This window comes from Xenorhabdus entomophaga, assembly GCF_037996725.1.
In the GTDB taxonomy this organism is placed as follows: domain Bacteria; phylum Pseudomonadota; class Gammaproteobacteria; order Enterobacterales; family Enterobacteriaceae; genus Xenorhabdus; species Xenorhabdus khoisanae.
In genome coordinates this window covers 1-22,478 of record NZ_JBBMXH010000039.1, presented here as the reverse complement: position 1 = coordinate 22,478, position 22,478 = coordinate 1, and the positions used below count along the sequence as shown (strand labels likewise).

Below are 22,478 nucleotides of genomic sequence, written 5' to 3'. Positions count from 1 at the left end.
TGCAAAGTGAGAAGTTCATGGTACTTTCTTGTTATACAGAAGAAAACTCCTTACACACCCGATTTCAATGAATTTTATTAATACCAAGTGTAGCCAATTAAATAGAAATTATAATCGCGTTTCTTCAATAAATACGATTGACCTTCTCTTGATCATTTTTTATGTTTAGACAACAACACAGCAGACACCTATTACAATTAAAAGGAAAATCGCTTTGCCAACATCAGAACAACATTTTTTAGTGATCACAGCTTTGGGTACGGATCGTCCCGGCATTGTTAATACTATCACCCGTCTTGTCAGTACATGCGGTTGTAATATTGAAGATAGCCGTCTGGCAATGTTTGGCGAAGAATTTACTTTTATCATGTTGCTGTCTGGTAGCTGGAATGCCATTGCCTTGATCGAGTCAGCTTTGCCACAGAAAGGCGCAGAGCTTGAATTATTGATTGTGATGAAACGTACCCGATGTGGTATCCAGACTAAATTTCCTTCCACTATTACCGTCAAAGTGGATGTCGATGATTCACCGGGTATTGTTGAACGTTTTACCAGCCTGTTTACGGCTCAAAATCTTAATATCGCTGAACTGGTATCAAAAACCCATCCCGCTGAAGGAAATAACTCTGCCCGTCTGGAAATTCAAATTACAGGCCATCATCCATTGAGTGACAATGGTACGATATTTAAAGAAACGTTTTATCAACTATGTAAAGAATTAAATGCACAAGGTACTGTTAACGTGCAAAACCATTTGAAAAATTAAATAATTGGGGAACTCCCTGTTAAATATGTATAGCTTGCAGCTCCCTTTGTATCCTCGCCCGCATTGGGCGAAGGTTTACGGGGCATTTGCTAAAATGTTCTGCTCACAAAAAACCTGCACATACCCATTATTCACTCTGACCGGAAATGAACGGACAGAATAAGCCGCACCCTCCAGACAAAAGCCATCACTTAGCCTGAATCGCTGTTTTTTCAATGGGCTGGCAATCCACAGCACATCATCATGCTCAACGATTAATCCACGGGACAGTACACTGGCAGAAGCAAAGGGATCGATATTGCTTAATGCAAATAACTGTTCATCATCAAAAGGCCGAAAAATGGCAACCTGCTGATCACCAACCAAAGCACAAACGCCTGTACCGGGTACAATATGTTCCAGCAGACAAACTTCTTTCCATTGATTCATACGGTTTCCTCCTCAGATTTCACCAGCCTGATTGCAATTCTCTCCTGTAGACGTGCAGGCCGGTGCTGCGCCCGCTCTGCGACCATCTGAATATTGGGATCGCGCTCAGTACTATTAATAAAGTGAGAAAAACGGATGAGCGCATGAGGGTCATTTACAGTCCGTTGCCATTCACAGACGACCTGTGCTCTCAGTTCTGCCATATCTTGCTCTAGTTGGTTATTAATCCTGAGTTTGTCATCAATAATAACCGCGCGGAGATAATCTATCCCGCCTTCCATATTTTCCAGCCACACAGAAGTGCGCTGTAATTTATCGGCAGTTCTGATATAGAGCATCATAAAACGGTCAATGTAATGAATAAGGGTTTCTTTATCGAGATCAGCCGCTAATAGATCCGCATGTCGGGGCTTCATTCCTCCATTGCCACAGACATACAGGTTCCAGCCTTTGTTTGTCGCAATCACACCAACATCTTTGCCTTGAGCTTCCGAACATTCACGCGTACAGCCGGAAGCACCGAATTTCATCTTATGAGGGGTACGGATGCCTTTGTAACGATTTTCCAGCTCAACGCCCAATCCGATGCTATCGCCAACACCAAATCGGCACCAGGTACTGCCAACACAGGTTTTTACCATTCTTAATGCCTTGGCATAAGCATGGCCCGTTTCGAATCCGGCATCTATCAGGCGTTGCCAAATGAATGGCAAATCATTCTCCTGAGCACCGAACATCGCTATTCTCTGAGAGCCTGTGATTTTAGTATATAGATTAAATTCTTTAGCTATCTCACCCACTGCAATCAGGCCATCCGGCGTGATTTCTCCACCCGGAGAGCGGGGAATGACAGAATAAGTGCCATCTTTTTGGATGTTAGCCAAAAAGTTATCGTTTGTATCCTGCAACGACACAAGATCATCATTCAGCACATAATCATTCCAGCAGGAAGCCAGTATAGAAGCCACTGCCGGTTTACAGATCTCACATCCATAGCCCTTGCCATATTTTCCCATCAGCTGCCGGAATGATGTGATCCGATCTACCTTGACCAGATGATAAAGTTCCTGCCGTGAATAGGCGAAGTGCTCACACAAATGATGATTGGCCTCAATACCCTGACGACTCAGCTCAGCGTTGAGAACCTGACTGATTAACGGAATACACCCACCGCATCCGCTTCCCGCCTTAGTTTCTGCCTTGATAGCCGCCGTTGTATGGCAACCCCTTTGCACAGCTTGAATAATATCGCCTTTCGTCACATCAAAGCAGGAGCATATCTGGGCAGTTTCAGGTAACGCATCTGTTCCTAATAAAGGCTTACCGCCTCCGGCATAAGCAGGTAAAATTAATGAGTCCGGGTTATCCGGAAGTTCAATATGATTCAGCATCATCTGTAACAGCGTGCCATAATCAGCAGTATCACCAACTAAAACAGCGCCCAGCAAATATCTGTTATCCTCACTGACTATCAGCCTTTTATAAATTTCTTTATTTTCATCTAAATAGATATAACTGCGACAATCCGGCTGACGACCACGGGTGTCTCCTATTCCGCCAACATCGACACCCAGTAACTTCAGTTTTGCACTCAGGTCAGCGCCAGAAAAAACATTGTCTCTTGCCAATAGGTGGTCGGCTGCCACTTGGGCCATCTTGTAACCCGGCGCAACCAGACCATAGATTTTCCTCGCCATGACGCGCATTCACCAACTGCATAGATATCTTCATCAGATGTCTGGCAATGATCATTAATAACAATGCCTCCCCGTTCAGCAATGGCAAGTCCGCATTGTCGGGCTAATTTATCCTGTGGGCGAATGCCTGTGGAAAATACAATAAAGTCTACTTCCAGCGAATCACCATCAGCAAACAGCATCGTTTTATGATAACTATGGCCTGAGTGTAAGATTTCCGATGTATTTTTATTGGTATGAACCTTAACTCCCATACGCTCGATTTTTTTTCTTAGTTGTTCTCCCCCCATCGGGTCAAGCTGTTCGGCCATTAATACGGGTGCAAACTCAATAACATGAGTTTCTATCCCTAAATTTTTCAGTGCGCCAGCAGCTTCCAGCCCAAGCAGGCCGCCACCGATAACGGCTCCCCGACGGCTACGTCTGGCACACGCTTCTATCGCATTCAAGTCTTCAATCGTGCGATAGACAAAACAATCGGCGCCTTCATAACCTTTTATTGGTGGTATCCAGGGGTAAGAGCCTGTGGCTATGATTAGTTTGTCATAGTCAACCATTCTGCCATTGTCAGAATGGATGACTTTTGCTTCCCGGTTAATAATGACAGCCCGTTCGCCTTGTAACACTCGGATATTATGTTTCTCATAATAACCATCCCGAACAAGGGATAACTCTTTAACGGTATGGTGGGAAAAATAAGAGGAAAGATGGACACGATCATAAGCTAAGTATGGTTCTGCACAGAATACGGTAATTTCAAACTGTTCGTACCCGGCTTTGTCTATTAAGTCTTCAACGATGCGATGGCCGACCATGCCATTACCGATAATGCAAAGCCTTAACATGCTCATTTGATACCCCAGTCACAATATGATGTTAACAAGACTGGGATTAGATTAAAAAAGAACAGAATGGAGAGTTTTGATACAAATCAAAAATCACAGTTAATGTCAGAGGCTAATTGTGCGATTATTTCTTGTACTCCCGGCATGGTTTCTTCAACGGTCACTGCACTCAGCGCAACCCCTTTACGAATATGCTTAACTATCTTAGGATGACGAAACTGTTGAACAAACAAAATATCCCTATCGAATTTGATCAGCATTTTTTTGGCATTTTTCGTTGCCAATGACATTTAATGCGTATACATATTGACACAGAAAGACATAGCAGTATTAGTGTATAAACTTATTTAAATCAAAACGATTAAACGGAGAATGCGTAATGAGTCCATTGAAAGCCGGTGATAAGGCCCCTCAATTCAGCCTTCCTGACCAAGATGGCGAAACCATTAATTTATCTGACTTCAAAGGTCAGCGTGTTTTAGTTTATTTTTACCCCAAAGCAATGACTCCGGGTTGCACCGTTCAAGCATGTGGTTTACGTGACACTATGGATGAACTGAAAAACATCCATGTTGAAGTACTGGGGATCAGCACAGATGCACCTGAAAAATTATTTCGCTTTGCAGAAAAACAGATGCTGAATTTCACGCTACTTTCTGATGTTGATCATCAGGTCGCTGAGCAATTTGGTGTTTGGGGTGAAAAGCAGTTCATGGGAAAAACCTATGATGGCATTCACCGCATCAGTTTCTTGATTGACCCACAAGGCGGTATTGAGCACGTTTTTGATAAATTCAAGACCAGTGATCATCATCAAGTTGTACTCGATTACCTGAAACAGCATTCATCGTGAATCAGTTATACCCAATGGTATAGATAGTCTCATTCACTCCCGTTGCCAGATTCGGTAACGGGAGTGAATAAAAATTAACTCCGACGCCGACGTTCCTGAAAAGCCAAGACTATGGCAGGGATAATATGAAGCAGTGACATACGTATAATATGGCTCGACATCACAATCCCCACATTCAATTTCATTGCTATCGCTGCAAATAACATCGCTTCCATACTGCCAGGCGCCCAAGCCAAGATTAGTAGATCTATCGGGTAATCCATGATCTTTGCCGTCACCAAAGCCACCAGAATAGTGACAATCAGGCTAATAAATACCGCCTGTATGGAAGACCAGATATTATTGATGAGCATGGATAGAGGAAAAGAAGTAAAGCTCACGCCTATCCGCATACCGATCAATGCCATAGATAAGGCATTGAGAAAATCAGGCATAGCCAGAGTTGTATCGGATAATAAGTGCACCAATGCTGCCACAACCAATGAAGTCAACATGTAAGGGGCAGGAACATGAATACGCTCTAACAAGCGCCCAAGCCAGTATCCTCCTACCGCAATTACCGATAACCAACCCATGACACTAAATGTATGGGCGTTAATCGCGTAAGAGTATGACACTCTTTCTGTGATTAGATTGGTTGTAGGGGATGGGTTCAATCCGACAATGACGCTCGCAATGATAATCAACACGACTAACATCAACCAAAAGGGAAGCAGTAAAAAAAATATCCCAGACCTCTTCTCCCTGCAACTCCTTGACCATCAATCCCACAGCACCCCCCAAGACAATCTGGACTACCGTGAGACTTTGTTTGGGAGCTTCAATATTAACCCGAAATCGGTATGCAATAATCACGGCAGCAATTGCCCCAAACATATAAGCCAGAGGCAATCCCAATAATGATAGCCCCCACCCTAAAAGCATACAGGGCACAATACCTAATAGTGAACGCATCCCACCCTTTTCCCCTATTTTCAATTTATTATATTCAGAGTGATTTAGTTTTTAGCACCCCTCACTAGCACCATTTTCAATATCAGATATTGGCTTTTCTTATCATTACCCTTGCTCTTCAATTTTTTCTTCCGGCCAGACATTAATGACAGCCTTAATCAGCGTTGCCAGTGGAATAGCAAAAAAGACGCCCCAGAATCCCCATAACCCACCAAAAATAATGACAGAAAGAATAATGACAAGAGGATGAAGATTAACTGCTTCTGAAAATAAAATGGGCACAAGGAGATTTCCATCTAACCCCTGTACAACCAAATAAGCGATAAACAGAGTCCAGAAATCAGTTCCGAGCCCCCATTGAAACAGAGCCACTACAATAACCGGAATAGTCACAATTACCGTACCAATATAAGGAATGAGTACAGACAAACCAACCAGCACTGCAAGCAACAGAGAATAATTCAATCCAAAAAAGGCAAATACGGCATATGTACAGATGGTTAATATAACCATTTCAGTGACTTTACCACGGATATAGTTAGTAATCTGTTGGTTCATTTCATGCCATACTTTTCCTGCCAAACCGTGATCACGCGGCAATACCCGCTGTAATGCCGCCACCATTTGATTTTTGTCTTTCAATAGGAAAAATACCATTAAGGGGACGAGGATCAGATAAATCGCGAGTGTCAACAAACCAATCAAAGATGCCACTGAAAACTTAAAAACAGATTCACCAGCCAGAGAGAATTTGCTACGCAAATTATCAGCAATCATTTCAATAATACCAGCATCGACTAACGCCGGATAACGAGAAGGCAAAGTGTGTGCATACTCATTGAAACGATTTAACATATTGGGCAAATCAGAAAACAAATTTAATCCCTGTTGCCAGACAGCAGGCGCAATAATCAAGATAACTAATGCGCTGATTCCCATAAAAACAATTAATACAATGGAAACGGAAAGCGCCCGACCACAACCCAGCCTTTCTAATTTCACCGTTGGCCATTCCAGCAAATAGGCCAGAACAATGGCGGCAAGGACAGGTGCCAGAATTCCATTAAAGAAATAAATAATCCCAAACCCGGCCAGCAAAATAATGGATAACGCCACCACCTGTGGATCAGTGAAGCGGCGGTGATACCATTGCATAATCATTTCCAGCATAAATACGACTCCTTGATAACGACACTCAATAACTATTTTTCATTAAAAATTATTACGATTAACGGATTTTCAGGTACCTTTTGCTATCATACACATATCCATGAAATTGGTAGCTAGTTAGAACACATGTTTTATGGAAATTGTTTTCTGGAAGTTATCTTATGGGAACTGTCTTATGAGAATCGCTTTATGAGAAAAATACCGAAAAAATCCCTGATAGCCATCGTTGCCAGCCTGTTATTATTGGGCAATGTCTCTGTATTCTCCGCACCGGCTGAAGATTCACTACCTGATATCGGCACTACCGCAGGAGCAACCCTCAGCATCAATCAAGAATTGGCAATGGGTGATTTATACATACGTTCGATACGGGCTCAGGTTCCTTTGATTTATGATCCGTTGCTGACACAGTACATAAATAAACTAGGTCAAAGATTAGTTCACCACGCAGACTCTGTAAAAACACATTTCCATTTCTATCTGGTCGAAAATTCCAATATTAATGCTTATGCGTTTTTCGGTGGCCATGTTGTTCTTCACTCAGCTCTGTTCCGCCATAGCCGGAATGAGAGCGAGCTGGCCTCTGTCATGGCTCATGAAATCTCCCATGTTACACAACGACATCTGGCGCGCCTGATGGAAGATCAACAGCGCAAAGGTCCCCTTGCCTGGGCTGGTATCCTTGGTTCTATTCTGCTGATGATGGCTAACCCAAATGCAGGCATAGCTGCACTCAGCGGTACATTTGCAGGTTTTCAGCAAAATATGATCAGTTTTACCCAGTCAAATGAGCAAGAAGCTGATCGCATTGGAATACGAATTCTCAGCCGGGCAGGATTTGATCAACATGGAATGCCTAACTTTATGCAAATTCTGGTAGATCAATCCCGCTACAGCTCCAAACTGCCTGAAATGCTCTATACTCACCCATTACCTGACAATCGATTGGCTGACGCTCGTAACAGAGCAAATCAATACCCGACTAAAACCGTTCCTGAATCTCAAGACTTTCTGTTCGCCCGTGTTCGTCTTTTGACATTGTATTCAAACGAAAAACTTTCTAACATTAATCAATTGTTGAACAAATATAGCCAAGGGGCGACTAAAGAGCAGCTCGCTGCTGCTTATGGGCATGCTATTTTGCTTTCTGAAGATAAAAAGTATGCTGCTGCTAAAGCGATCCTGTCTCCACTTCTGGATAAACATCCGGACAATGTTTGGTTCATTGATACAATGACTGACATCGATATCAATCAAAAACACTACGCCAGCGCTATTACCCGATTGCAGGATGCGCTCAAGAAACAGAAAAACAATCCCATACTGCAAATCAATCTCGCAAACACCTATTTTAACGCAGAGCAATACTCACAGGCGTCACAACTTCTGTTTCGTTATACCTTCAATAACCCTGACGATCTCAACGGTTGGGATTTATTGAGAAAAACCGCAGGAAAGCAGGGAAAACATGATGAAGAACTCGCTGCTTATGCGGAATTTATGGCACTACAGGGGAAATTTGACTTGGCTATCGATTATCTCAGCAAAGCCAGTAAATTGGCAAAATTGGGCAGTTATGCTCAGGCGCGGTATGATGCCCGCATTGATCAATTGCGCCAGCTGCAACAAAGCTATAGCCAATATACAAAATGAGGGATTTTTCTATGCGACAAGTGACTTTTTATCACAACCCCCGCTGCTCAAAGAGCCGTGAGACACTTAAACTGGTTGAAGAGTTCGGTATTACACCAGAAATCATTCACTACCTTGATACACCCCCCACAGCAGAGCAACTGACCGTACTACTGAAGCAACTTGGCTTCCAAGATGCCCGCCAATTAATGAGAACCAAAGAAGATCTCTATAAAGAACTCAACCTCGGTGATGATTCACTATCGCAAGAAGCATTGATCCAAGCGATGGCTGAGAACCCAAAATTGATAGAGCGCCCGATTGTTGTTGCCGGCGATAAAGCGCGTTTGGGGCGGCCACCAGAGCAAGTTAAAGAGATTCTGTCCTGATTAATTTTCAGAAACGCTGAACAAAAAAGTGATAGGAATATGTTCACTATCACTTTTACATTCTGTACTCGTTTACTTGCCGCTCAATCAACTCAAAATATCAACTCAAAGCTCAAGGATATCTTTTACAAACGGGATCGTCAGCTTACGTTGTGCCACGATAGAAGCGCGATCAAGCTCATCCAAGGTCTTAAACAGTGTCTGCATTTCCCTGTCGAGCCGTTTCAACACAAAGCGCCCGACATCCTCAGGTAATTCAAAACCCCGTAATTTAGCCCGTAACTGCAATGCCTGAATTTTCTCATCATCAGATAGCGGCTGTAATTTGTAAATTTGGCCCCAATCCAGACGAGATGCCAGATCCGGTAACGTCAGGTTAATCTGCCTTGGAGGACGATCGCCTGTGATCAAAAGGCAGGTCCGGCCAATCTCCACAATTCGATTGTAAAGGTTGAAAATAGCCATCTCCCATTCCTGATCACCTGCAATGCACTCAATATTGTCGATGCACACCAATGATAAATGTTCCATACCATCAAGGACTTCGGGAACAAAATAGGCGCGTTTATCCAGTGGTACATATCCTACAGCTTCTTCCTGTTGGGACAATTCGGCACAGGCGGCATGAAGCAGATGACTCTTGCCCCCGCCATCGCGGGACCAAAAATAGATATAGCTGCCATGTGACTGACTAATGGCCAATTTTATTGCAGCTAATAAGGAAGTATTCTCACCTGCAAAGAAACTGGCAAACGTTTCATCATCTGGCAAATATAATGGCAATGAAAGCTGCGACGGTGTATTCAGAAGCACCTCAAACAGAATGGATAACGAACAGTGCTAAGTCTACCACAGAAAGCCTCTATAAATGAAACGAATGCTTTGTTTAAAACAGGGGTTATTACCGATGTTCGTCGAGCGATAAAATGGATAGTTTACAACCAACAGTATGGCAAAAATTTATTTTTTAATATTGGTATTCTGGTAATCAGAAGATTAATATCAGAACATGTTCCAGAACAAAACCCATTTTCCCGGTTGGCCAGAGATACCCTTTACTAACATAAATTTTATTTCACATCTGACAAACAGATATTCTAATGTAAAAATACAATACAGCTAACTTTAACACATTCATCTTAAATTTTTATTATCCGAGGTTCATATGTTAATGGAAAATATATTACGTGATGTGATACAAAGAACAAAAAATACTTTTATGGGTGGATCAGCCAATAAATTTCATTTTGAAACAAAAAACATTGATAAGCTAGGTCATAAAGGAGACCCTACAATACTTAAACTGCAACATCTTATTTCCAGCCAATCAGATAAACTGAGTAAAACACGTTTTAACGATATCAGAGATTCACGACTCCCTCAACTATATCAATATATTAATGAAATCAAATTCAAAATGAACTTAGTTGGAAATTGTAGTGAACATTGTACTTATGCCTTTCATTATTTAATGAAATGGCATTCATTTGCAATTTTCAACCTTTACAAGGCCATAGACTCCGACCCAGAAAAGAATATATATATCGTCATATATGAAACCACACTTCCTAAGGATCATTCTTTTATCATGATAAGTCATTTAAAAAGTGATGTTTTTTTAGCTATCAAAAAAGGTCTATTTTCACATATCCTGCCGGATTCATGGATATGTGATCCTTGGGCAGAAATTGCCTGTAAAGGAAAAGAATATCCTATTCAATGGCAGAGGAAAATGAAACAATGGGAAGATGAAAGTGTTTTCTTAGCAACAGAGAGTTCTAAAAACTATTCCAGTGCGGTAACAAATAAATATGATAGATTCTTTTCCCCTACGAGACCAGAAGTATACAATATGATTTTATCATATGATAAATTTAAACTGGGATATATAGCTTTTATTGATGGAAAAGGCAATATCAACACACTAGATAGATTAAAAGATAATTCACACAAGGTTCCTTATAACATCAGTGAAATAGAAAAAAAAGAACTTCTTGATATGGGCTTCCCTGATATAGATGAAATAAGATAAATATTAAAAAGGGCTTTTTACAAAGCCCTCATTTTATTAATTTATATAATATGATTTATTCTACTGCATCACACTTTCTATCATTTTTAATCGCTTCTACAGAAGAGTTAATATATTGCTCTTCCGGACGAATAATGCTGATCAGTTTGAAAAGCAGACTCAGGCCAATACCGACGACAGTTGCAAGCGCCATCCCTTTCAATTCTGCTGTACCTATCTGAATTTTCGCCCCGCTGACACCAATAATCAAAATAATGGAAGTCAGAATCAAATTCTGTGCTTTACTGTAATCAACTTTAGAATCAATCAAAACCCGAATACCTGATGCACCAATGACACCATATAGCAGCAAAGAAACACCGCCCATAACGGGAACGGGGATCATTTGGATCGCCGCAGCTAATTTACCGACGCAAGAAAGCAATATCGCCAACACCGCAGCACCGCCAATCACCCATGTACTATAGACACGGGTCAATGCCATAACACCGATATTCTCACCATAAGTCGTGTTAGGTGTTGAACCGAAGAAACCCGAAATCATCGTTGAAAAGCCATTCGCAAACATTGAGCGATGCAGACCCGGATTTTTCAGCAAATCTTTTTGTACGATATTCGCCGTCACCACCAAATGCCCGACATGTTCCGCGATCACCACCAATGCCGCCGGTAAAATCGTCATGATGGCAAACCATTCAAAACGAGGTGTATAGAAAGTTGGCAATGCAAACCATGGTGCTTCACGTACTGGCGTTAAATCTACAATGCCCATAAAGAATGACAGCCCGTAACCCACCAGCACACCAATCAGAATCGGAATAATCGCCATAAAACCACGGAATACGACAGATCCTAAAATGGTTACAGCCAGCGTTACCATAGATATGGTCAAATGGGTCATATTAACTTCCGAACCTGACGCTGGGCGCAAACCCGCCATATCCGCAGCAACACCAGCCAATTCCAGGCCGATTACCGCAACAATAGCACCCATCGCCGCAGGTGGAAACATCACGTTGATCCAACCTCTTCCTGCTACTTTAACAATCAGGGCAACCAGACAGAACAACAAGCCGCAGACAATAAATCCCCCCAATGCCAATTCATATCCTAAAGGCAACAGCAACAGTACAGGCGAAATAAAGGCAAAACTTGAACCTAAATAAGCGGGAATTTTTCCTTTACAAATCACCAAATAGAGTAATGTTCCAATACCATTGAACAATAAAATCGTGGCGGGATTAACTTTAAACAAAATGGGAACCAAAACGGTTGCCCCAAACATAGCAAACAGATGTTGTAAACTTAATGGAATAGTCTGTGCCAAAGGCGGTCGTTCGTCTACCCCAATAGTCCGACGGGTCATGCTTGATATCCTCTTATCTCATCTTGCTAGAAACCAAAAAAAAGCCGACTTCTCAGCCGGCTAAAAATGTTACTTAGTACCAAATATTTTATCGCCTGCATCCCCCAGGCCGGGAACAATGTACCCCTGTTCATTGAGGCGTTCATCAATTGAAGCAGTGTAAAGTTCAACATCCGGGTGAGCTTTTTCCAGTGCAGCAACCCCTTCTGGAGCAGCCACCAGAACCAATACCTTAATGGCAGGGCATCCTGCTTTTTTCAACAGATCAATCGTAGCGATCATGGAACCGCCGGTTGCCAGCATTGGGTCAACAACCAATGCCATGCGCTCATTAATGTCGGAAACCAATTTCTGGAAGTAAGGCACGGGTTCGAGTGTTTTTTCGTCACGATACACACCGACGACACTGATTCGCGCACTCGGAATATTTTCCAGTACCCCATCCATCATGCCCAATCCTGCACGCAGGATAGGTACTACCGTAATCTTTTTCCCTTTAATCTGGTCTATTTCTACCGGACCGCACCATCCATCAATGGTTACTTTCTCAACTTCTAAATCAGCAGTTGCTTCATATGTCAGAAGACTACCCACCTCTGAGGCCAGTTCACGAAAGCGTTTAGTGCTTATATCATGATCTCGCATCAAACCAAGTTTATGTCTAACCAGTGGGTGTTTAACCTCAACGATCTTCATGGGTTTCTCCTAATATAGCCGGCAGATAAAAAATCGCGGGATTATACCGCCTTTTCAGCAGCACGCCACTATCAATCTATTGATTTTTATCAACCACAAGTATTTTTCTTTAATTTTCATTCAGCAGGAATCTTGTATAAAGCTATCGCAAACGTTTGCTTAGGCTGTTAGAATTGCTGCCGTTATGTTTTATTCATAAAAATGCAACCATCTGGGAGCTACGCAGTGACCAACAAAACCTCTCTTAGCTATAAAGATGCCGGTGTCGATATTGATGCTGGCAATGCCTTAGTCAATCGTATCAAAGGTGTCGTAAAACAGACCCGTCGCCCTGAAGTGATGGGGGGATTGGGCGGTTTCGGTGCATTATGTGCCCTGCCTCAGAAATATCGTGAGCCGGTGTTGGTTTCCGGTACAGATGGTGTTGGTACCAAGCTGCGCCTTGCCATGGATCTGAAACGCCATGATACCATCGGAATTGATCTGGTCGCCATGTGTGTCAATGATCTGGTTGTTCAGGGAGCAGAGCCTCTTTTCTTCCTTGATTACTATGCTACAGGCAAATTGGATGTGGATACCGCAGCCAGTGTTATCACAGGCATTGCAGAAGGCTGCAAACAGGCAGGCTGTGCGCTGGTTGGCGGTGAAACAGCAGAAATGCCTGGTATGTATCACGGTGAAGATTATGACGTCGCTGGTTTTTGCGTCGGTGTCGTTGAAAAAGCAGAGATTATTGATGGCAGCCAGGTTCAGGTTGGTGACGCACTGATTGCGCTGGCATCCAGTGGCCCACATTCCAACGGCTATTCTTTAATCCGTAAGATACTCGAAGTCAGTCAGGCAAACCCTGAAACGACCGAGCTTGACGGAAAATCACTCGCAGATCATCTGCTTGCCCCAACGCAAATTTATGTTAAATCAATCCTTGAGCTGATTGAAAAGGTTGACGTTCATGCAATTTCACACCTGACAGGGGGTGGCTTTTGGGAGAATATTCCTCGCGTTCTGCCAGAAAATATGCAGGCCAGAGTCAACGCCGACAGTTGGCAGTGGCCATCAATTTTCACGTGGCTACAGCAAGCCGGCAATGTCAGCGAACATGAAATGTACCGCACATTTAACTGCGGGGTGGGTATGATAATTGCGTTGCCTCAATCTCAGGCAGAGCAGGCAATTTCATATCTGAAAGCATCAGGTGAAAATGCCTGGCAAATTGGTACAATTTCCGAACTCAACGCTGATGATCAACCGGTTGTTATCAATAAATAAATTATAAAGAAACAAATATTGTTCCCAATAAATTTCAAGTTGCAGTCAATAAAGCTGCAACTTGCAAGATAAAGGGTATATCAGTCAATGAAATTTTCAGCTAAGAGAAACCATGAAAAAAATTGTCGTCTTAGTATCCGGCAATGGCAGCAATCTTCAATCCATCATAGATTCCTGCCAACAAAACCGGATTAATGGGAGTATTTCTGCCGTCTTCAGTAATAATGCTGATGCCTATGGTTTGAAACGGGCTGAACAGGCCAATATTCCAGCCCATTTTATTGACCCAAAAGGATATGCTGATCGCACCAGTTATGACATTGCCCTGCTCAAGGCTATCGATCAATATCAGCCGGACTTAGTTGTTTTGGCAGGTTATATGAGAATTTTATCGCCCGATTTCGTCCTGCATTATCATGGACGCCTGCTCAATATTCACCCTTCCCTATTACCAAAATATCCCGGCCTGCATACTCACCAGAAAGCCATTGCAAATGGTGATAAAGAACATGGCACTTCCATCCATTTTGTTACAGAAAAGCTGGATGGCGGCCCAATCATTCTACAGGCTAAAGTGCCTATTTTTGATGGAGATAAGGAAGAAGACGTTATCGGACGTGTCCAGACCCAGGAACATAATATTTACCCTCTGGTCATTGGTTGGTTCCTGAATGGTCGTTTAGCTATGGAAGGGAATACAGCGGTAATGGATGGCAAAATTTTACCGCCACAAGGTTATGCTTCAGAATAATTAATCCCTAACTTACAGCTCAGTGTTAATACGTATTTTGGTTAATGGCTGTTAAGATAATACTTTGCTGTAAGTTGCTGCTTCGGATTGGTTTCTATTTCTATGTCTCTATGCCTTAATACTTCTATTATACTTCCATGCCTAAAGAATCTGGTTGTTTATCTATCTGAAAATATTAGCCCGACAATAATTATTTATCTTGTAATAATTATTTATTCGAACATTATTAGCTATATTTGTACCCGATAGATCTCACCTTGCAGCGCGACGGCAGAGGTGAATGAGCGCAGCCAACAAAGCGGCAATTTGAAAAACCACGGGTATAGAATGAATTCATACAACCCGCAAGAAGCACTGAGGTATCCAATGTCCAGTGATCCAGAAAGACCATCTGTAAATTTGCGCCCCCTTGAGCGGGAAGATCTCCCTTTTGTTCATCAAATTGATAATAATGCCAGTGTTATGCGCTATTGGTTTGAAGAGCCTTATGAAGCCTTTGTTGAATTATGCGATCTTTATGACAAGCACATTCATGACCAAAGTGAGCGCCGTTTTATTATCGAAAGCATGAACTCCAAAGTCGGGTTAGTCGAATTAGTCGAAATTGACTATGTCCACCGCCGCTCAGAATTCCAGATTATCATTGCCCCGGCCTATCAAGGGCAAGGCTATGCTGCCGTAGCCGCCAAACTTGCGATGGAGTACGCTTTTGCTGTCTTGAATCTTTACAAGCTGTACTTAATTGTTGATAAAGAAAATTCGAAGGCAATTCACATATACAATAAATTGGGATTCTACACCGAAGGCGAATTAATCGATGAATTTTTTGTGAATGGCTCTTATCATACAGCCATTAGGATGTGTACATTCCAACACCACTATTTTGCCAATAAAACCCGTGAAGCCCAGACCGATATTTTGGTCGGTTAAACACTTAGCCGTTAAACGCTTGGCCCATTAAACGCTGACCATTAGATTAAATGGAAAACCAAATGGAGTAGTAATGTCCCACGATCGTCTCTATACCGAAAAAGAACTGAGCTGGCTCTCTTTCAACGAACGTGTACTTCAGGAAGCGGCTGACAAAAGTAATCCGCTGATCGAAAGAATGAGGTTCTTAGGGATCTACTCCAATAACCTGGATGAGTTTTATAAAGTTCGTTTTGCTGACGTAAAACGGCGGATTCTTATCAGTGAGGAACGGGGTTCAGCCACCAGCGCCCGCCAATTGTTGAAAAAAATTGAGGCCAAAGTAGCAAAAATAGATCAAGAGTTCGATGAGCTTTATAACGAGCTGCTACTGGAAATGGCCCGTAACCAGATTTTTTTGATCAATGAACGGCAAATATCGCCGAATCAGCAAATCTGGCTACGGCAATATTTCCGGCAACATTTGCGCCCACACATTACGCCGATTGTCATCAATCCAGAAACTAATCTGGTTGAGTTTCTCAAAGATGACTATACCTATTTGGCCGTTGAAATTATCCGTGGTCAAGAAACGCAATATGCCCTGCTGGAAATTCCATCGGATAAAGTCCCTCGTTTCGTTAACCTCCCTCCCGAAATGCCACGCAGACGCAAGTCGATGATCTTGCTTGATAATATTCTGCGTTACACGCTGGATGAAATTTTCAAAGGGTTCTTCGATTACGATACCTTGAATGTCTATTCCATGAAAATGACTCGCGATTCCGAATATGATTTGGCAACAGAAATGGAATCCAGCCTTCTGGAATTGATGTCCTCCACACTTAAACAGAGGTTGACAGCAGAGCCGGTACGATTTGTTTACCAACGTGATATGCCAGATGAAATGGTGGACCTGCTGCGCAGTAAACTAGGGCTTTCCAATGATGATTCCGTCATTGCAGGCGGACGTTATCATAATTTTAAAGATTTCATTAAATTTCCCAATGAAGGAAACCGCAGTTTACTGAACAAACCCATGCCACGGCTGCGCCATACCTGGTTCGACCATTTCCGCAACGGTTTCGATGCTATTCGCGAAAAAGATGTTCTGCTTTATTATCCTTACCACACGTTTGAACACGTACTGGAATTACTGCGGCAGGCTTCTTTCGATCCCAGCGTGATCTCTATCAAAATTAATATCTACCGTGTCGCAAAAGACTCACGCATTATTGACTCCATGATCCATGCGGCACATAACGGCAAGAAAGTCACTGTTGTAGTAGAGCTACAGGCACGTTTTGATGAAGAAGCCAACATCCATTGGGCAAAACGCCTGACCGAAGCTGGCGTCCATGTTATTTTTTCCGCCCCTGGCCTGAAAATTCACGCCAAGCTATTCATCATTTCGCGCCTTGAGGGAAATGAAATTATCCGTTATGCCCATATTGGTACAGGGAATTTCAATGAAAAAACAGCGCGGTTATATACCGACTACTCACTGTTGACCGCAAAACCCGAAGTCACCAATGAAGTTCGTCGGGTATTTAACTTTATTGAAAACCCTTATCGTCCGGTTACATTTGATAATTTGATGGTATCGCCACAAAATTCACGGGCAATGCTCAATCAATTGATTACTCAAGAAATCGAAAACGCCAAAGCGGGTGAAGTGGCCGGCATTACCCTGAAAATCAATAACCTGGTGGACAAAGAACTGGTGGATCGCCTGTATGATGCCTCAGAAGCCGGTGTTAAAGTTCGCATTCTGGTACGAGGCATGTGTTCTTTAGTTCCCAATCAGCCGGGTTTCAGTGAAAATATTCAGGTCACCAGCATTGTCGATCGCTTTCTGGAACACGATCGCGTTTATGTTTTTACCAATAAAGGTGATGAGAAAATATTTCTCTCCTCTGCTGACTGGATGACACGAAATATCGATTATCGCATTGAAGTGGCAGTTTGCCTGCTGGAGCCCATGTTAAAACAACAGGTTATGGATATCCTCGAATTACAGTTCAGTGATACCGTCAAGGCACATTATATTGATAAGGAGTTGAGCAATCGCTATGTTCCACGAGGAAATAAGCGTAAAATCCGTGCGCAACTTGCTGTTTATGATTATCTAAAAAACCTTGAACAACCGGAACCCAGAGCCTGATTTATGCCGTTGAAACACGACACTCCCATGCCCAAACCCCAAGAAATTGCGACTATTGATTTAGGCTCCAACAGCTTTCATATGGTAATCGCCCGTATTGTAAACGGCGCATTACAGGTTATTGGACGTTTAAAGAAGCGGGTTTACCTTGCCGATGGTTTAAACAGCGAAAATGAATTAAGCGAAGAAGCTATCCAGCGTGGTTTGAGCTGCCTTTCTCTGTTTGCCGAACGATTGCAGGGTTTTTCCGCAGATAATGTTTGTTTGGTGGGAACACATAGCTTACGCGAAGCAACTAACGCACAAGAGTTTTTAAAACGGGCAAAAGAAATTATTCCCTACCCGATTGAAATTATTTCTGGTCATGAAGAAGCCCGCCTGATTTTTATGGGCGTTGAACATACTCAACCAGAAAAAGGCCGAAAATTAGTGATTGATATTGGTGGTGGCTCAACGGAATTGGTTATCGGTGAAGACTTCGAACCGCTTCTGATTGAAAGCCGTCGCATGGGCTGCGTCAGTTTTGCCCGTCAATTCTTTCCTGATGGTGTAATCAACGAGCATAATTTCCGCAAGGCGCGGCTTCAGGCCGAACAGAAACTGGAAAACCTTGTTTGGCAATTCCGTACAAAAGGCTGGGATTTTGCCTTGGGAGCCTCAGGAACCATTAAGGCTATCCACGAATTATTGGTGGAACTGGGTGAAAAAGATGGCCTGATTACACCAGAACGCCTCAATATGCTGGTAAAACGGGTTCTGAAACACAAAAATTTCGATTCGCTGGATCTGCCGGGGCTTTCCAATGACCGTAAACGGACTTTTGTTTCCGGCCTTTCAATTTTGTGTGGTATTTTCGACGCCCTGCATATTCAGGAACTGCGTCTATCCCAAGGAGCGCTCAGGGAAGGTGTACTTTACGAAATGGAAGATCGTTTCCGCCATCAAGATATTCGTCAAAGAACCGCCAAAAGTCTTGCTGAACACTACAATATTGACCGGGAACAAGCCGACCGGGTCTGGAACACCGCCAAAAACCTTTATGATCAATGGATAGAGCAAAATCCCAAGCGGGAGCACTCACAACTGGAATCTATTCTGTTGTGGGCTGCCATGTTGCACGAAGTCGGTTTAAGTATCAATCTGAGTGGGCTGCAACGGCATTCCGCTTATATCCTGCAAAATACCGATCTACCGGGGTTTAATCAAGAACAGCAATCGTTACTGGCAACATTGGTACGTTATCATCGCAAGGCGATTAAAGTACATGAGCATCCCCGTTTCTATCTGTTCAAGAAAAAACAGTATCTTCCCATGCTGAAGATATTGCGGTTAGCAACCCTGTTGAATAATCAGCGCCAATCGACCACGATACCGGAAACCCTGAGGCTGGAAACTGATCATAGTCATTGGACGCTCTATCTGCCAGCCAATTATTTAACGCAGAATGCCCTCGTGCAGCTTGATTTAGAGAAAGAGCAAGATTACTGGAGTGACGTGACAGGCTGGAATTTACACATTAAAGAGGAATCGACTTAACGATACACGTTATGAAGAAGAAAAAGAAAACTGTTCAAATTACAAAATTGATACTGCTTATCAGCTTTCTGATTTTATTTGGGCGCTTTATCTATTCATTCGTTGCAGCTCTGGAGCATTACCAGCAAAAGCAAACAAAACAGCAATCGGTGGAATATCTTAGTAGATCAGAAACAAAGTAGTTACTATGCTAGCTTAAGGTCAATGCTCCTGATTATGTTATGGTTATATTATTGTAATTATCCTGTTTTTTTGCCCCATTTTCTGTCTTAAAGGTACATCATGTTACAGCCGGCCTTTACACCTGATAATGCAACCGTTGTCAACCAGCATTCCCAAAAACTGGCGCATGTTCGTCAACGCTTACTTTCGTTATTCATTAACGACAAGCTATTTGTCGATAAATTATTGGGCCAGTCTGATGAACATTCAACCATCAGCGACGAACAATTACTGGAGAAAATAGAGGAAGTCAGTACTCTGCTGGCAGACCTGCATGCTGCCGACATTGCGGATATTCTGGAAGCCTTACCCTATGATGAGCGTCTTGCTTTGTGGCGTTTGATCGACAATAACCAGCGCGGTGAAGTTCTGGTTGAAGCTTCTGTTCCGATCTGGGATAACTTGATTAAAGATATGTCTGACGTCAAGCTGCTGCGCGCCATTGGTACACTGCATGTGGATGAGCAGGCTTACATCGCGGAGTATCTGCCACGTGAAATCACACGCCGCTTACTGACTTATCTGGAGCCGAGTCAACGCAACCGCATCCGCGAAGTATTGCAGTACCATAAAGACAGCATCGGCCAGATGATGGATTTTGAGTTCGTAACAGTACGGGGAAGCATTACGCTCAGCACAGTTCAACGCTTTTTACGTTCCAGAGGCTCAATTCCCGAAACGACAGATAAGATCTTCGTTATTGATCGTAAAAACCGCCTTCAAGGGGAGCTTCCTCTCACAACCTTACTGACCAATGCACCGGACAGATTGGTTTCCGAAGTGATGAATACGGATACCGTGACTTTCTCGCCAGAACAAAAAGGTGAAGATGCCGCAAGTGCGTTCGAACGTTATGACTTAATCTCTGCTGCGGTAGTCGATAATAATGGGCGTTTGATGGGTCGTCTGACCGTTGAAGATATCGTTGATACTTTAAGTGAAGAAACCGATACCAACATCCGCCGCATGGGGGGCCTGAGCCGGGAAGAGGACGTTTTTGCTCCTGTTGGGCAGGCTGTCAAAACTCGCTGGACATGGCTCGCGATAAACCTATGTACAGCTTTTGTCGCTTCACGTGTTATCGGGCTATTCGAACATACTATTTCCCAGCTCGTTGCCCTCGCAACTTTAATGCCTATTGTGGCAGGGATTGGGGGTAACACCGGCAACCAAACCATTACGATGATCGTCCGGGCGCTGGCACTCCATCAAATCCAAACCGGTAGTTTTTCTTACCTGTTATTAAGGGAACTTGGCGTTGCTTTAATCAACGGTATTATTTGGGGGGGAATAATGGGCGTTGTCACTTACTTACTCTACAATGATCTGGCTATGGGTGGTGTGATGACAATGGCGATGATACTGAACCTATTGATGGCAGCCCTGATGGGTGTGTTGATTCCATTTATTATGATGAAATTGGGAAGAGATCCTGCAATTGGTTCCAGCGTAATGATTACAGCAATTACCGATACTGGTGGTTTTTTTATCTTTTTGGGATTGGCAACGCTGTTTTTAGTTTAAGCGCTTTCATATATTATTTTACCCAGCGCATTACAATTGGGAACAATGTAAAAACGCCGATTAAATCATCGGCGTTTATCTCAATTATTAATATACTCTGTCGTCCCAGACGCTATACCCAGAAGTTCCCGCCATATGGTGACGGCAAATAATGTCTTTATATTTAATAGAAACACTTTCTTCTGGTTGTGCTTCCGCATGGTTAACACTGTGCGGATAGTTCGGAGATAACTCAAGAATTGTCGCATCACGACATTCGATAGAATAATATAATTCCTGTGCCCCAGATTGGGCTGTGCGATAAAAGTCAAATTTCAGATTTAATGTTTCATTATCTGAAATTGCCATCATTAATAATGGTGATGATTTATCTTGTGGTTTTACAAATACAATTGGACTATGGTTAACATTTTGTTCTCTGTGAATGGAATGATGTAACCTTAATATAAATATTTCATTCTCATGACCAGACTGATATTTATTACCTATGGATTCAACAGAAGAACAACCTTGCGAAATCAACCCCTGTTTGTCTCCCTGCAACGTTAAATAGATCATATTTGCCATAATAACTTCCTGTTGTGGTTAAGGTTCATAAAGTACGATCAGACCGTGCTAATATAGCCCTAAATAAAGTTAGGTGGGTAGTAAAAAAGTGTGATTAAACTCACTGTACAATAAGAGAATTATCTTAAATTCATTTAAGCAGATAGCCTAACATAAAAATTAACACAGAAATAATACTACTAAATATCATAATTGTCTGAAATTTTTAATTTTTCAGGGCTATTTTTGTATTTTTCCTTAATTTCCTTCTGCAACTCGTTTGCTTTCGTACAATATTGGTTAAGGCCTTCCATTACTTCTTTTTTCCGATCTTCAGGTAAATTCTTACTGTTATTCTTTTCATTTTATCTCTTCTCGCCAAACCAGTTCTGAGAGTAGTCACTATACAGTAACGTTGGTTATTGATATCAGCTTATTTCTGCCAATATTGAATTTCAATTTTTATAAAAAAGGCTATTAACGCTATGAAAATTTACAGATTAGATAGTATGAAAATTATTGAAGCCGGATTGGGGCTGAGTTAACATATTAAGTGCAACAGGTGAGATATTAAAAGGTGAGAGTCAACTGTGATAAATTTCACAGCTCTCACACCAGAAATAGTAGCCTGATATGCATAAACAAATCAGACAGTATCGACAGTTGACTCCAGGACAAAGATATCAGCTTCAAGCCCTACATAACAAGGGATTTCCACAATATCAGAT

Annotated in this window: 20 protein-coding genes and 1 pseudogene; 11 read left to right on the top strand and 10 right to left on the bottom strand. The window is 42.4% G+C overall.

Going from position 1 to position 22,478, the window contains the following annotated elements; genetic code table 11:
* Window positions 1-214: 214 nt before the first annotated feature.
* Window positions 215-766, top strand: a complete 552-nt coding sequence (locus AAC854_RS10000; protein WP_340616966.1) for a glycine cleavage system transcriptional repressor — start codon at window positions 215-217, stop codon at window positions 764-766.
* Between the two features lie 75 nt (window positions 767-841).
* Here the strand turns inward: AAC854_RS10000 and nirD are convergent, their stop codons facing one another.
* From nirD to AAC854_RS09985, 3 genes and pseudogenes are all read right to left on the bottom strand, one after another.
* On the bottom strand, window positions 842-1,195 hold the full coding sequence (gene nirD, locus AAC854_RS09995; RefSeq protein WP_340616965.1) for a nitrite reductase small subunit NirD: 354 nt from the start codon (window positions 1,193-1,195) through the stop codon (window positions 842-844).
* A pseudogene (gene nirB / locus AAC854_RS09990) lies at window positions 1,192-3,743 on the bottom strand (nitrite reductase large subunit NirB). Before nirB ends, nirD begins: the two are co-directional and overlap by 4 nt.
* 80 nt (window positions 3,744-3,823) lie before the next feature.
* Window positions 3,824-4,027: a hypothetical protein gene (locus AAC854_RS09985; RefSeq protein ID WP_340616964.1), complete on the bottom strand. Its 204-nt coding sequence runs from the start codon at window positions 4,025-4,027 to the stop codon at window positions 3,824-3,826.
* Window positions 4,028-4,116: 89 nt separating this feature from the next.
* On the opposite strand from AAC854_RS09985, the gene bcp reads away from it, so the two are divergent.
* Window positions 4,117-4,590 carry a thioredoxin-dependent thiol peroxidase gene (bcp, locus tag AAC854_RS09980; RefSeq protein ID WP_340616963.1) on the top strand — a complete coding sequence of 158 codons (474 nt, stop codon included), beginning with the start codon at window positions 4,117-4,119 and terminating at the stop codon, window positions 4,588-4,590.
* A 74-nt stretch (window positions 4,591-4,664) separates the two neighbouring features.
* Here the strand turns inward: bcp and AAC854_RS09975 are convergent, their stop codons facing one another.
* From AAC854_RS09975 to AAC854_RS09965, 3 genes are all read right to left on the bottom strand, one after another.
* The gene (locus AAC854_RS09975; protein WP_340616962.1) at window positions 4,665-5,288 is read right to left on the bottom strand and encodes an AbrB family transcriptional regulator; all 624 of its coding nucleotides are present in this window, start codon (window positions 5,286-5,288) and stop codon (window positions 4,665-4,667) included.
* Complete coding sequence (locus AAC854_RS09970) at window positions 5,185-5,544, bottom strand: hypothetical protein (RefSeq protein ID WP_340616961.1); 360 nt, start codon at window positions 5,542-5,544, stop codon at window positions 5,185-5,187. The genes AAC854_RS09975 and AAC854_RS09970 overlap by 104 nt, the downstream gene beginning before the upstream one ends.
* A 105-nt stretch (window positions 5,545-5,649) precedes the next feature.
* Window positions 5,650-6,714: an AI-2E family transporter gene (locus AAC854_RS09965; RefSeq protein WP_340616960.1), complete on the bottom strand. Its 1,065-nt coding sequence runs from the start codon at window positions 6,712-6,714 to the stop codon at window positions 5,650-5,652.
* A 189-nt stretch (window positions 6,715-6,903) separates the two neighbouring features.
* On the opposite strand from AAC854_RS09965, the gene bepA reads away from it, so the two are divergent.
* Together bepA and arsC are read left to right on the top strand one after the other, a co-directional pair.
* A complete protein-coding gene (bepA, locus tag AAC854_RS09960) occupies window positions 6,904-8,367 on the top strand; it encodes a beta-barrel assembly-enhancing protease (RefSeq protein ID WP_340616959.1) in 1,464 nt (487 codons plus the stop codon).
* Window positions 8,368-8,378: 11 nt separating this feature from the next.
* On the top strand, window positions 8,379-8,735 hold the full coding sequence (gene arsC / locus AAC854_RS09955) for an arsenate reductase (glutaredoxin) (protein ID WP_340616958.1): 357 nt from the start codon (window positions 8,379-8,381) through the stop codon (window positions 8,733-8,735).
* Between the two features lie 105 nt (window positions 8,736-8,840).
* Here the strand turns inward: arsC and hda are convergent, their stop codons facing one another.
* Window positions 8,841-9,548: a DnaA inactivator Hda gene (hda, locus tag AAC854_RS09950; RefSeq protein WP_047963722.1), complete on the bottom strand. Its 708-nt coding sequence runs from the start codon at window positions 9,546-9,548 to the stop codon at window positions 8,841-8,843.
* A 358-nt stretch (window positions 9,549-9,906) separates the two neighbouring features.
* Between hda and AAC854_RS09945 the strand changes: the two genes are divergently transcribed.
* Complete coding sequence (locus AAC854_RS09945; protein ID WP_340616957.1) at window positions 9,907-10,767, top strand: hypothetical protein; 861 nt, start codon at window positions 9,907-9,909, stop codon at window positions 10,765-10,767.
* Between the two features lie 55 nt (window positions 10,768-10,822).
* On the opposite strand, the gene uraA is transcribed toward AAC854_RS09945, so the two are convergent.
* Together uraA and upp are read right to left on the bottom strand one after the other, a co-directional pair.
* The gene (gene uraA, locus AAC854_RS09940; protein WP_340616956.1) at window positions 10,823-12,133 is read right to left on the bottom strand and encodes a uracil permease; all 1,311 of its coding nucleotides are present in this window, start codon (window positions 12,131-12,133) and stop codon (window positions 10,823-10,825) included.
* A 69-nt stretch (window positions 12,134-12,202) separates the two neighbouring features.
* A complete protein-coding gene (gene upp / locus AAC854_RS09935; protein ID WP_340616955.1) occupies window positions 12,203-12,829 on the bottom strand; it encodes a uracil phosphoribosyltransferase in 627 nt (208 codons plus the stop codon).
* A 225-nt stretch (window positions 12,830-13,054) separates the two neighbouring features.
* Here upp and purM point away from each other — a divergent pair, with 225 nt between their 5' ends.
* The 6 genes from purM to mgtE all read left to right on the top strand — a co-directional run bounded on the left by purM (window position 13,055) and on the right by mgtE (window position 21,204).
* Window positions 13,055-14,098 (top strand): phosphoribosylformylglycinamidine cyclo-ligase, encoded by a 1,044-nt coding sequence (gene purM / locus AAC854_RS09930; protein WP_340616954.1) that lies wholly within the window; start codon window positions 13,055-13,057, stop codon window positions 14,096-14,098.
* Window positions 14,099-14,210: 112 nt separating this feature from the next.
* Window positions 14,211-14,849 carry a phosphoribosylglycinamide formyltransferase gene (gene purN / locus AAC854_RS09925; protein ID WP_340616953.1) on the top strand — a complete coding sequence of 213 codons (639 nt, stop codon included), beginning with the start codon at window positions 14,211-14,213 and terminating at the stop codon, window positions 14,847-14,849.
* A 366-nt stretch (window positions 14,850-15,215) separates the two neighbouring features.
* Window positions 15,216-15,779 carry a spermidine N1-acetyltransferase gene (speG, locus tag AAC854_RS09920; RefSeq protein WP_099113340.1) on the top strand — a complete coding sequence of 188 codons (564 nt, stop codon included), beginning with the start codon at window positions 15,216-15,218 and terminating at the stop codon, window positions 15,777-15,779.
* Between the two features lie 73 nt (window positions 15,780-15,852).
* Complete coding sequence (gene ppk1 / locus AAC854_RS09915; RefSeq protein ID WP_340616952.1) at window positions 15,853-17,922, top strand: polyphosphate kinase 1; 2,070 nt, start codon at window positions 15,853-15,855, stop codon at window positions 17,920-17,922.
* Window positions 17,923-17,925: 3 nt separating this feature from the next.
* Window positions 17,926-19,458 (top strand): exopolyphosphatase, encoded by a 1,533-nt coding sequence (gene ppx / locus AAC854_RS09910; protein WP_340616951.1) that lies wholly within the window; start codon window positions 17,926-17,928, stop codon window positions 19,456-19,458.
* Between the two features lie 282 nt (window positions 19,459-19,740).
* Window positions 19,741-21,204, top strand: a complete 1,464-nt coding sequence (mgtE, locus tag AAC854_RS09900; protein WP_340616949.1) for a magnesium transporter — start codon at window positions 19,741-19,743, stop codon at window positions 21,202-21,204.
* Between the two features lie 87 nt (window positions 21,205-21,291).
* Here mgtE and AAC854_RS09895 read toward each other — a convergent pair whose 3' ends face one another.
* Window positions 21,292-21,771 carry an Hcp family type VI secretion system effector gene (locus AAC854_RS09895; protein ID WP_340616948.1) on the bottom strand — a complete coding sequence of 160 codons (480 nt, stop codon included), beginning with the start codon at window positions 21,769-21,771 and terminating at the stop codon, window positions 21,292-21,294.
* Window positions 21,772-22,478: the final 707 nt, after the last annotated feature.